Consider the following 10,438-nt stretch of genomic DNA (forward strand, 5'->3'; position numbering starts at 1 on the left):
GCCGCGTTCGGCGTTCTGTGGCTAGCTTGCGCCGCGGGCGGACGCCGACTTGGCCGTTCCGCGGGCCGAAGCCCGGGTGGCTGTTTCGTTACCGGCGTTGGCGCTGCCGGCGGCAGACCGGCCGCGTGCCGTCGGGGCCTCCGGAGCCGGGGCCTCGACCGGTGCGGCGTCGACGACCGGAGCGGCCGGTACGGCCGGGGTCGCCGGCACTGCCGGGGTGGCCGGGACGGCCGGTGTCGCCGGAGTGTCGTCGGTCGCGGGGACGGCCGGGGTCGCCGGGACCGCCGGTGTTGCCGGCACTGCCGGAGTCGCCGCCGCGGCGGCCGGCGCTGCGGCTGCGGTGGGCGGTGTCGGGACGAAGGGGCCGACGTCGATGGCGGCGCCGATCTGCTTGCCCAGCTCGATCGACGAGCCGGCGAGGCCGGCACCCACACCCGGGATCGGAACCTCGGTCTGGCTGAGCGGCAGGAACGGCTTGGTGACCAGGTCGATCGAATTGAAGATCGACCCGCCGGGGCTGAGCATGCCGCCGAATGTGATGCCGACCTTGGTGATCTGCCTGGGCAGCAGCGAAGCTACCAGGCTGGTCAGATCCAGGGTTTGCCCACCGTTGAGGTTGGCGTCCACCAGGCGCGCCGGCAGGTTGATGAGCTCATTCAGCGCGGTCTCGGAATCCGGTGCGTTCCGGATGTTGTCGATGCTGTTCACCAGCTGGATGGTGCTGGCGAGTGCCGGGCCGAACAGGCCGATGAGCTGTCCGGCGGACCAGGTGGTGGTCAGGTCGAGAACCGGCTGCAGGTTCTCCGGGATGTCGACGAACGACGGCAGGAGGCCCCAAGCGGTCAGGTGAAGGGCATCCAGGGTGTCCAGATTCACTTGGGTCTGGACGTCGAAGAAGGTCTGGAAGTTGTCCGAGATCTGGCCGGGAATCCGGGATCCTTCGCCGTTGAACAGCTCAGCGGCGTAGGTGAACTGGTTGAACAGGATGGTCGAGGCGATCGGCAGCGGCCGTTCCCAGTAGCTGAACCACAGGTTGCCGAAGTTGTTGACCGAGCGGTCGATCACTTCCTGCCACAGCTGGATCGGGTCGACGCTGGCAGCCAGACTGACCGCGAGGTCGCTGACGACCCGTTCCGGGGCCTGTGCCATCTGCGCGGGCATGGGCTGAATGGAGGAGAGGGCAATGGCGCCCGCCCCGAGGGCTGCGATGCCAGCGGTGAGGTACGAGCGAGGTGTTACGTGCATAGGTCCAGGTCCCTTCCTGTGATTTACCTGATAGGCAGGGACCCTAGCTGAAAGCGGGCTGAACGTCTCAACTATCCGTCACGTTGCCCGGCTTGCTTGTCAATCGTCGGTGGTCTCCGGATTCGGACGGAACCGGGTCCCGTCGTCGAGCCCGCTGAGGGCGTCCATCTGGTCGCCGGTCAATTCGAAGCCGAACACGTCGATGTTCTCGGCCAGGTGCGCCGCACTGGAGGCCCGGGGAATCACTACATTGCCCAACTGGATGCTCCACCGGATGAGCACCTGGGCCGGCGACTTGCCTTGCGCCGCAGCGATATCGGTGACCGCCGGGTTCTCCAGCAGCGTGCCGGCACCGAGCGGGCAGTAGGCCCCGGTGGTGATCGAGTGCTGGGCGTGCACCGCACGCAATTCGGACTGGTTGAGCAGCGGATGCAGCTCGATCCGGTTGACCGCAGGTGTGAAGAAAGACAGGTCGATGATGTTGGAGAGGTGTTCGGCGGTGAAATTGCTGACGCCGATCGATCGGGTGTCGCCGACCTCCTTGGACTTCATCACGCCGCCCCAGGCGTCGATGTACTTGCCGTTCTCCTCCGCCGGCCAATCGATCAGGTAGAGGTCGACATACTCCAGACCAAGCCGGGCCAGGCTGGCCTTGCACGCGTCCTGCGACGATTGGAAGCCCTGGTCGGCGGTCGCCAGCGTGGTGGTGATGTATAGCTCCTCGCGGGCAATGCCCGCCGCGGCGATGGCACGGCCGACCGCTTCCTCGTTGCTACCGGCGGACATGTCGATCAAGCGGTAGCCGACCGCCAGGGCGGCCGCCACGGCCGTTTCGGCTTCGGCCGGCGGGAGATCGGAGACGCTCAGACCCAGCACCGGAATGGTGTGGTCGTCATTGAGTGTGACGGTGGGGATGGCGGCCGTCGGTGTCATGTCACCTGCCTGTGCATCGATGGTTCCGGTCGAGCGGATTCGGCTGAGGATAGTACGAGTGCCGACCGGCGTAAGCTGCGGCTCATGACAACCGTCAAGGAGCGGGTGCTGGCTGTCGGCAACCGGTTCGGCGTCAAGGTGATTCCGAAATTGCCGGACGGGGCCAAGCGACTGCTCTCCGGCGGCCGGGCGGTGACGATCGACGGTAATACCTTGGACCCGTCTTTGCAGGTGCTGCTGGCCGCCCAGCGCGCCACCGGCGCCAACGGCCTGGTAATCGCCGACGACGCACTGCTGAGCAGGGCCAATTTCGCGGTCCTGAGCCAGACCCTCGATGAACGAGATGTTCGCGTCGCCGAAGTCGTGCAGGTGTCCGTTCCGGGTCCGGCGGGCGCCATTCCGGCGCGGCACTATCGCCCCGCGACCGGCGAGTCCCCGGCTCCATTGCTGGTCTTCTTCCACGGTGGCGGCTGGGTGCTGGGAGACCTGGACAGCCACGACTCGGCGTGCCGGCTGATCACCCGCGACGCCGGCATCCACGTGTTGGCGGTCGACTACCGGCGGGCTCCTGAGCATCGCGCTCCGGCCGCCGTCGACGACGCCCTCGCCGCCTACCGGTGGGCGCGGCAGCACGCCGCCGACTTGGGCGCCGACCCGCGACGGGTGGCGGTCGGCGGCGACAGCGCCGGCGGCAACCTGGCAGCGGTGGTCACCCGGCTGGCCCGCGACGCCGGGGATCCGTTGCCGTCGCTGCAGTGGCTGATCTACCCGCTCTCCGATATGCGCGGTGGAACCCGCTCCCGTTCACTGCTGGGCGACGGTTTCCTGCTCACCAAGCACGATGTCGAGTGGTTCCAGGACACCTACCTTGAGGGGTCCGGCCTGGATAGGACCGACCCGCTGGTTTCCCCGGTGCTGGCCGATGATCTGGCGGGACTGTCTCCCGCACTCGTGGTCACCGCCGGTTTCGATCCGCTGCGCGACGAAGGCGACCAGTACGCGGCCAAGCTGCGCGAGGCCGGAGTCACCGTTGACCACCGGCAGATGTCGACGATGATCCACGGATTCATCAATCTGAACGTGCTCGGCGGCGGCGTGGCTCAGGCCAACGCGGAGATGATCTCCGCTCTGCGCGCCCACCTGGCCCGTAACTGAAAACCCAGAGGTGCCGCCGGTACTGTAGGAGGCGCCGAAACATGACCGACAAGCGAGGATCAGCCGACTGTGGCCACCAATAAGAAAAGCTCGCCCCGCTACGACCTCAACGCTGCGGATCGCAAGCGTGACATGTTCATCAAAATTGGCCTGACCGCCATCGTGGTGCTCTTCGCCGTCGGGCTTGTCTTCTACATCATCTCGGGTAAGGACAAGGGCGTCGGCGACACCCAGGCCGTGCGCGTCGCCTCCGGGGCGCTGGTCAAGAAGGAAGGCACCGACGAGCCCAAGGCCGTGCTGTCCATCTACGAGGACTTCCAGTGCCCGCACTGCCGGGACTTCGCCAAGACCTTCGGGCCGACGTTGGCCAAGCTCTCCGACAGCGGAGCCGCGGCCGTCGACTACTACATGGTGGCGATCCTCAACCGCACTAACAACGGTTATTCCTCCCGCGCCGCCAACGCTGCCTACTGCGTGGCCGACGAGAACAAGGAAGCCTTCGTGCGGTTCCACTCCGCACTGTTCGCCCAGCAGCCTCAGGAGGGCTCCGGCTCCGGTCCCGACAACGCCAGACTGACTGAAATCGCACGTCAGGCCGGTGTCACCGGGGGTGTTCCGGAGTGCATCAGTAAGGGTAAGTACGAGAAGAAGGCCAAGGGCCTGGCTGCCGCGTCGAATATCACCGCGACGCCGACGATTCGCCTCAACGGCCAGGACATCAACCCGGCCACCCCCGATGAACTGCTGGCCAAGGTCCGGGCGATCGTCGGCCCGATGCCGGCCCTGATGCCCGCGCCTCCGTCGTCCCCGCCGGCCCCGGCTCCGGCGCCGACTCCGGCGCCGGCGCAGTGAGCCTCGCCACGCCCGCCGCCGCCGAGGCCGTCGAGCCTCGCACGGGGGCGGCGCCTGGCGTCCCGATGAGCCGGCCCAGCGCCTGGTTGGTGCTGATCGCCGGCGTCGTCGGTCTGATCGCGTCCTCGACGTTGCTGGTCGAGAAGATCGAGATGCTCAAGGATCCCGCGTTCGTGCCGAGTTGCAGCATCAACCCGGTGCTGGCGTGCGGGTCGGTGATCGGCACCCCACAGGCTTCGGTCTTCGGTCCGCCCAACCCGCTGTTCGGCATCATCGCCTTCACGCTGGTGATCGTGACCGGTGTGCTGGCGCTGGCGCGGGTCGGGCTGCCGCGGTGGTACTGGGTGGGTCTAACGATCGGGACCGGCCTCGGCTTGGCTTTCGTGCACTGGCTGGCTTTCCAGAGTCTCTACCGGATCGGCGCGCTGTGCCCCTACTGCATGGTGGTCTGGTCGGTGACCGTGCCGCTGTTCGCGGTGGTGGCGGCGACCGCGTTGCGTCCGGTGATGGAGTCCAACCCGGTGGCGAACGCCGTCTACCAGTGGCGCTGGCCGCTGGTGGTGCTGTGGTTCACCGGGCTGTTGCTGCTCATCCTGGTCCGCTTCTGGGACTACTGGTCCACGCTGATCTGACGTCCGTGGCCGGAACGATCTAGCGCCGTGACCCGTATCGTCGCCGGCGCGGCGGGCGGCCGGCGCCTGGTGGTGCCGTCGACCGCCCGGCCCACCACCGACCGGGTCCGCGAAGCGCTCTTCAACGTTCTGGCGGCCCGCCTGGATTTCGACGGCGTGCGGGTGCTCGACCTCTACGCCGGGTCCGGGGCACTGGGTCTGGAGGCACTGTCGCGGGGGGCCGAGTCGGTGCTGTTGGTCGAGAGCGACCGGCGTGCCGCCGACGTCATCACCCGCAACATCGCCACCGTCGGCCTGCCCGGCGCCGCGGTTCGCCGCGGTGCGGTGGGTGCGGTGCTGTCCGCCCCGGCGCCCGCGCCGATGGACCTGGTGTTCGCCGACCCGCCTTACGAGCTCTCGACCGGGCAGCTGGAGTCCATCCTCACCGCCCTGCGCGACGGCGGCTGGGTGTGCGCGGGCAGCGTGATCGTGGTGGAACGGCCGGTTTCGGCGTCGGCGCTGACCTGGCCGCCCGGTTGGACGGCCTGGCCGGTGCGTCGCTACGGCGACACTCGTCTGGAGGCCGCCGAGGTGGGCCCGGGTGACTGCTAGCGTTTTCGCATGAGTGGCGCGGTCTGTCCCGGATCCTTCGACCCGGTGACCCTTGGGCACGTCGACGTCTTCGAACGCGCCGCCGCCCAGTTCGACGAGGTCATCGTCGCGGTGCTCGTCAACCCAAAGAAGTCGGGCATGTTCGCCATCGACGAGCGCATCGCCATGATCGAGGAGTCCTGCGCACACCTGCCGAACCTGCGCGCGGAGGCCGGTGAGGGCCTCGTCGTGGACTTCGTCAAGGCCCGGGGGTTCACCGCGATCGTCAAGGGTCTGCGCACCGGCACCGACTTCGAGTACGAACTGCAGATGGCGCAGATGAACAAGCACATCGCCGGGGTGGATACCTTCTTCGTAGCCACCACCGCGCAGTACTCGTTCGTCTCGTCCTCGCTGGCCAAGGAGGTGGCCGGGCTCGGCGGCGACGTCTCGGCGCTGCTGCCGGAATCGGTCAACCGCCGGCTGCAGGGCAAGCTGGGACGCGAATAAATAGGCGGCGACACACCGCATCGCCACCACAGTCACACGCGTAACACCAGGCACACTGGTCACTACCAACGTGAGAGCTGGAGGGTGGCCCCGTGTACCGAGTTTTTGAAGCGCTGGACGAACTGAGCGCGATCGTCGAAGAGGCCCGCGGCGTGCCGATGACGGCCGGTTGCGTGGTTCCCCGCGGCGACGTGCTGGAGCTGATCGACGACATCAAGGACGCTATCCCCGGCGAGTTGGATGACGCCCAGGACGTGCTCGACATCCGTGACGGCATGCTGCGCGACGCCAAGGAGCACGCCGAGACCACCGTCTCCAGTGCCAACGGCGAAGCCGACTCCCTGCTCAGCCACGCCCGCGCCGAGGCCGACCGGCTGTTGTCCGACGCCAAGTCCCACGCCGACCGGATGGTCGCCGAGGCGCGTTCGCACAGCGAGACCATGGTCAACGAGGCCCGTGAGGAGGCCGCTCGGCTCTCCGCGGCAGCCAAGCGCGACCACGAGGCGGCCACCACCCGCGCCCGCGCCGAGGCCGACCGCCTGGTCGAGCAGGGCAACATCTCCTACGAGAACGCCGTGCAGGAAGGCATCAAAGAGCAGCAGCGGCTGGTCTCCTCGACCGAGGTGGTGCAGTCGGCGAACGCCGAGGCGACCCGGCTCGTCGATGCCGCCCACGCCGAGGCCGACCGCCTGCGCGGCGAATGCGACATCTACGTCGACAACAAGCTGGCGCAGTTCGAGGAGTACCTCAACGGCACCCTGCGCTCGGTGAGCCGCGGCCGCCATCAGCTGCGCACCGCCGCGGGCACGCACGACTACGTGCAGCACTAGCCGGTCCCGCGGGTTAGGACTCGCCGTCCGACGGGCACCGTAGGATCGCCGTTATGGCGAGGACTCCCAACGCGGCAGCCGACCCGCGCTCGCCGCTGGTGTTCGACGTCTCGCGGCTCGGCCGGCGCCCCGGCGCCATGCACGAGATCCGGCAGACCGAGCCCAGCCCGGCGCGGATCGGCTTGGACCTCATCGCGATCGAGCCGGGCGCCCCGCTGGACCTCGACCTGCGGCTGGAGTCGGTGTCCGAAGGCGTTCTGGTCACCGGCACCGTCCATGGCCCGACCCGCGGTGAATGTTCACGCTGTCTGGAACCGGTCACCGGCGAGATCGACATCGCACTGACCGAACTGTTCGCCTATCCCGACAGCCTCACCGAATCCACCACCGAGGACGACGAGGTCGGCCACGTCATCGACCAGACCGTCAACATCGAGCAACCCATCATCGACGCCGTCGGCCTGGCATTGCCGTTCGCACCGGTCTGCCGCGAGGACTGCCCCGGACTGTGCCCCACGTGCGGCGTCGCGCTGAGCAGCGCCGGCCCGGAGCACCAGCACGACGAGATCGATCCGCGCTGGGCCAAGCTGGCCGGTCTGTTCCCGCCGGACGGACAGTCTTCGTGACCCGACGGAACCTGCTCGACGCGCTTGGCGCCGAACTGCCCGACGACCTGCTGACGCTGGCACTGACCCACCGCAGCTACGCCTACGAGAACGGCGGCCTGCCGACCAACGAACGCCTGGAGCTACTCGGCGACGCCGTGCTGGGACTGGTGATCGTCGAGGAGCTGTTCCGCCGGCACCCGGACAACTCCGAAGGCGACCTGGCCAAGCTGCGCAACAGCATCGTCAACAGTCAGGCGCTGGCCGGGGTTGCCCGCGAACTGACCGACGACGGGCTCGGTGAATACCTGTTGCTGGGGCGCGGCGAGGTCAACACCGGGGGACACGGCAAGTCCAGCATCCTCGCCGACACGCTGGAATCCCTGCTCGGTGCGGTCTACCTGCAGCATGGGTTGGACGGCGCGCGGCGGGTGATCCTGCGCCTGTTCGAGGATCTGATCGACACCGCCCCCACACTTGGTGCCGCCCTGGAATGGAAGTCGAGTCTGCAGGAGCTGACCGCGGCCCGCGGCCTGGGTGTCCCGCGCTACGAGGTCAGCGCCGAAGGCCCCGACCACGACCGCCGGTTCGCCGCCGTGGTGTACGTCAACGGCGAGGCCTACGGCACCGGCGAGGGCCGCTCGAAGAAAGCCGCCGAAACCGACGCCGCGGCGCAGGCCTGGCGGGCACTGGACGCCGAGCCGCCAGTCTTTGCGGCCGCCGAGGCCACTGACGCCGCTGACCCCACCGCCGCCACCGCCGACCTGGATGCCTGAGCTTCCCGAAGTCGAGGTGGTGCGCCGCGGCCTGCAGGCCCACGTCGCCGGTAAGACGGTCGCCGCGGTCGAGGTTCGCCACCCCCGCGCGGTGCGCCGGCACGAGCCCGGCGCGGCGGACCTGGCCGCCCGGCTGCTCGGGGCGCGCATCACCGGGACCGATCGGCGGGGAAAGTACCTGTGGCTCACTTTCGATGACCAGGCGACCGCGCTGGTGGTGCACCTGGGCATGAGCGGCCAGATGCTGCTCGGTCCGGTCGCCAAGGTGGAGCATCTGCGCATCGCCACCGTCCTCGACGACGGCACCGCGCTGAGCTTCGTCGACCAGCGCACCTTCGGCGGCTGGCAACTCGCCGATCTGGTCACCGTCGACGGCAGCCGGCTGCCGGAGCCCGTCGCGCACATCGCCCGCGATCCGCTGGACCCGCGGTTCGACCGCGATGCGGTGGTGAATGTGTTGCGCCGTAAGCATTCTGAGATCAAGCGCCAACTGCTCGACCAGACCGTCGTCTCCGGGATCGGCAACATCTACGCCGACGAGGCGCTGTGGCGGGCCGGTGTCAACGGTGCGCGCATCGCCGAGAAGCTGACCCGCCGCCAACTCGCCGGGGTGCTCGACTGTGCCGCCGAGGTGATGCGCGAGGCGCTGCGGGAGGGCGGCACGTCGTTCGACTCGCTCTACGTCAACGTCAACGGGCAGTCGGGTTACTTCGATCGCTCGCTCAACGTCTACGGCCGCGAGGACCGGCCCTGCCGTCGCTGCGGCGCGGTGATCCGGCGGGAGAAGTTCATGAACCGCTCGTCGTTCTACTGCCCGGTCTGTCAGCCGCGGCCGCGCCGGTAATCTCACGACGATGACCGAACTCTGGGTGGAACGCACCGGCATCCGCCGCTACACCGGGCGCAGCAGCCGCGGCGCGGAGGTGCTGATCGGCTCGGAGACCGACGACGGGGTGTTCACTCCCGGTGAGCTGCTCAAGATCGCGCTGGCCGGCTGCAGTGGGCTCTCCAGCGACCAGCCGCTGCGCCGGCGGCTCGGCGACGACTACCCGGCCGTCATCCGGGTAGCCGGGCCGGCCGACCGCGAGCAGGAGCGCTACCCGGTGCTCAACGAAACCCTGGAGATCGACCTCTCCGGACTGTCCGCGCAGGACACGGAGCGGCTGCTGATCGTGGTCACCCGGGCCATCGACCAGGTGTGCACGGTCGGACGCACGCTCAAGACCGGCGCGGAGATCACCTTCGAGGTGGCGGAGGTGGATCGGTGACGGCCGCGGGCGACGAGGTGCGTCTGACGGCCTGGGTGCACGGCTACGTGCAGGGCGTGGGTTTCCGCTGGTGGACCCGATCGCGGGCGTTGGAATTAGGCCTGACGGGCTATGCCAGCAACCAGTTCGACGGCCGGGTGCTGATAGTCGCCCAGGGGCCGCGGCCGGCTTGCGAGCAACTGCTGGAGCTGTTGCGCGGCGAAACGACCCCCGGCCGGGTGGACAACGTGGTGGCCGACTTCACTTCGGCGGGCGAGCCGATCAGGGGGTTCCGCGAACGATAAACCCCCGGGGGTATAGTTGGATCCGGAAGCACCGACACCGCTCTCTCGGAGGACCCCAATGCAAGACACCGCAGCGCCCCACGTCATCCCGTTGGATTCCAGCGGACTGGGCGACCGAAGCTACATCGCCCATGACGGCTCTGCCGCCCTCGTCGTCGATCCACAGCGGGACTTCGACCGGATCGACGAACTGCTCGCCGAGCACGGCCTGAGGCTGACGCACGTCGCTGAGACCCACATCCACAACGACTACGTCACCGGCGGCCTGGAGCTGGCCCGCCGGCACGGCGCCACCTACGTCGTTCCTGGCGATGTGGAGGTGTCCTACGAGGCACTGGCTGTGCACGACGGCGACTCCTTCGCCGTCGGCGAGATGACCGTCGACGTCATCCATACCCCCGGCCACACTCCGCACCACGTCTCCTTCTCGGTGCGCAAGGGCGATCACCGGGGTGCGGTGTTCACCGGCGGCTCGCTGCTCTACGGCAGCGTCGGCCGTCCCGACCTGGTCGCGCCGGACATGGCCGTCAAACAGGCCCACGACCAATGGCATTCGGTGCGCCGCCTGGCCGACACCCTCGATGACGAGACCCCGATTTATCCCACCCACGGCTTTGGTTCCTTCTGCGCGGCGACCCAGGCTCAGGGATTGTCCTCGACGATCGGCAACGAGAAGACGATCAACCCGGCCCTGACCGAGGCCGAGGAGGAGTTCGTGACCAAGCTGCTGGCCGGCCTGGACGTCTTCCCGGCCTACTACGCGCACATGGGTCCGGCC

At 68.5% G+C, this 10,438-nt stretch carries 14 protein-coding genes; 12 read left to right on the forward strand and 2 right to left on the reverse strand.

The window, feature by feature from the left end; all coding sequences use genetic code 11:
* Positions 1–21: 21 nt before the first annotated feature.
* Both ADBZ6I_RS03970 and ADBZ6I_RS03975 read right to left on the reverse strand, forming a co-directional pair.
* A complete protein-coding gene (locus tag ADBZ6I_RS03970; protein ID WP_526381081.1) occupies positions 22–1,161 on the reverse strand; it encodes a hypothetical protein in 1,140 nt (379 codons plus the stop codon).
* A gap of 183 nt (positions 1,162–1,344) precedes the next feature.
* The gene (locus ADBZ6I_RS03975) at positions 1,345–2,178 is read right to left on the reverse strand and encodes an aldo/keto reductase (protein ID WP_526381083.1); all 834 of its coding nucleotides are present in this window, start codon (positions 2,176–2,178) and stop codon (positions 1,345–1,347) included.
* Between the two features lie 84 nt (positions 2,179–2,262).
* Between ADBZ6I_RS03975 and ADBZ6I_RS03980 the strand changes: the two genes are divergently transcribed.
* From ADBZ6I_RS03980 to ADBZ6I_RS04035, 12 genes are all read left to right on the forward strand, one after another.
* Positions 2,263–3,333 (forward strand): alpha/beta hydrolase, encoded by a 1,071-nt coding sequence (locus tag ADBZ6I_RS03980; protein WP_526381085.1) that lies wholly within the window; start codon positions 2,263–2,265, stop codon positions 3,331–3,333.
* A 69-nt stretch (positions 3,334–3,402) separates the two neighbouring features.
* The gene (locus ADBZ6I_RS03985; protein ID WP_526381087.1) at positions 3,403–4,185 is read left to right on the forward strand and encodes a DsbA family protein; all 783 of its coding nucleotides are present in this window, start codon (positions 3,403–3,405) and stop codon (positions 4,183–4,185) included.
* Positions 4,182–4,817 carry a vitamin K epoxide reductase family protein gene (locus ADBZ6I_RS03990; protein ID WP_526381089.1) on the forward strand — a complete coding sequence of 212 codons (636 nt, stop codon included), beginning with the start codon at positions 4,182–4,184 and terminating at the stop codon, positions 4,815–4,817. Before ADBZ6I_RS03985 ends, ADBZ6I_RS03990 begins: the two co-directional genes overlap by 4 nt.
* 27 nt (positions 4,818–4,844) lie before the next feature.
* Entirely contained in the window at positions 4,845–5,408 is a 564-nt protein-coding gene (rsmD, locus tag ADBZ6I_RS03995; RefSeq protein WP_526381091.1) for a 16S rRNA (guanine(966)-N(2))-methyltransferase RsmD, read from the forward strand.
* A 9-nt stretch (positions 5,409–5,417) separates the two neighbouring features.
* Positions 5,418–5,897 (forward strand): pantetheine-phosphate adenylyltransferase, encoded by a 480-nt coding sequence (gene coaD / locus ADBZ6I_RS04000; protein WP_526381093.1) that lies wholly within the window; start codon positions 5,418–5,420, stop codon positions 5,895–5,897.
* 92 nt (positions 5,898–5,989) lie between these two features.
* Positions 5,990–6,727: a cell division protein SepIVA gene (gene sepIVA, locus ADBZ6I_RS04005; RefSeq protein ID WP_526381095.1), complete on the forward strand. Its 738-nt coding sequence runs from the start codon at positions 5,990–5,992 to the stop codon at positions 6,725–6,727.
* 53 nt (positions 6,728–6,780) lie between these two features.
* Positions 6,781–7,353: a YceD family protein gene (locus tag ADBZ6I_RS04010; RefSeq protein ID WP_526381097.1), complete on the forward strand. Its 573-nt coding sequence runs from the start codon at positions 6,781–6,783 to the stop codon at positions 7,351–7,353.
* Positions 7,350–8,108, forward strand: a complete 759-nt coding sequence (rnc, locus tag ADBZ6I_RS04015; RefSeq protein WP_526381099.1) for a ribonuclease III — start codon at positions 7,350–7,352, stop codon at positions 8,106–8,108. The genes ADBZ6I_RS04010 and rnc overlap by 4 nt, the downstream gene beginning before the upstream one ends.
* A complete protein-coding gene (gene mutM / locus ADBZ6I_RS04020; RefSeq protein WP_526381101.1) occupies positions 8,101–8,952 on the forward strand; it encodes a DNA-formamidopyrimidine glycosylase in 852 nt (283 codons plus the stop codon). The genes rnc and mutM overlap by 8 nt, the downstream gene beginning before the upstream one ends.
* Before the next feature lie 10 nt (positions 8,953–8,962).
* Positions 8,963–9,376, forward strand: a complete 414-nt coding sequence (locus ADBZ6I_RS04025) for an OsmC family protein (RefSeq protein ID WP_526381103.1) — start codon at positions 8,963–8,965, stop codon at positions 9,374–9,376.
* The gene (locus ADBZ6I_RS04030) at positions 9,373–9,660 is read left to right on the forward strand and encodes an acylphosphatase (RefSeq protein ID WP_526381105.1); all 288 of its coding nucleotides are present in this window, start codon (positions 9,373–9,375) and stop codon (positions 9,658–9,660) included. The genes ADBZ6I_RS04025 and ADBZ6I_RS04030 overlap by 4 nt, the downstream gene beginning before the upstream one ends.
* Positions 9,661–9,718: 58 nt before the next feature.
* On the forward strand, positions 9,719–10,438 hold a 720-nt coding region (locus ADBZ6I_RS04035; protein WP_526381107.1), incomplete at its 3' end, for an MBL fold metallo-hydrolase.

The sequence above is a fragment of the Mycobacterium sp. genome, from assembly GCF_044342925.1.
Lineage (GTDB): Bacteria > Actinomycetota > Actinomycetes > Mycobacteriales > Mycobacteriaceae > Mycobacterium.

Coding starts and splice junctions, on each gene's coding strand:
- ADBZ6I_RS04025 (WP_526381103.1), top strand. CDS start 8,963: ATGACCGAACTCTGGGTGGAACGCACCGGCATCCGCCGCTACACCGGG.
- coaD (WP_526381093.1), top strand. CDS start 5,418: ATGAGTGGCGCGGTCTGTCCCGGATCCTTCGACCCGGTGACCCTTGGG.
- mutM (WP_526381101.1), top strand. CDS start 8,101: ATGCCTGAGCTTCCCGAAGTCGAGGTGGTGCGCCGCGGCCTGCAGGCC.
- ADBZ6I_RS03980 (WP_526381085.1), top strand. CDS start 2,263: ATGACAACCGTCAAGGAGCGGGTGCTGGCTGTCGGCAACCGGTTCGGC.
- ADBZ6I_RS03970 (WP_526381081.1), bottom strand. CDS start 1,161: ATGCCCGCGCAGATGGCACAGGCCCCGGAACGGGTCGTCAGCGACCTC.
- ADBZ6I_RS04010 (WP_526381097.1), top strand. CDS start 6,781: ATGGCGAGGACTCCCAACGCGGCAGCCGACCCGCGCTCGCCGCTGGTG.
- ADBZ6I_RS03975 (WP_526381083.1), bottom strand. CDS start 2,178: ATGACACCGACGGCCGCCATCCCCACCGTCACACTCAATGACGACCAC.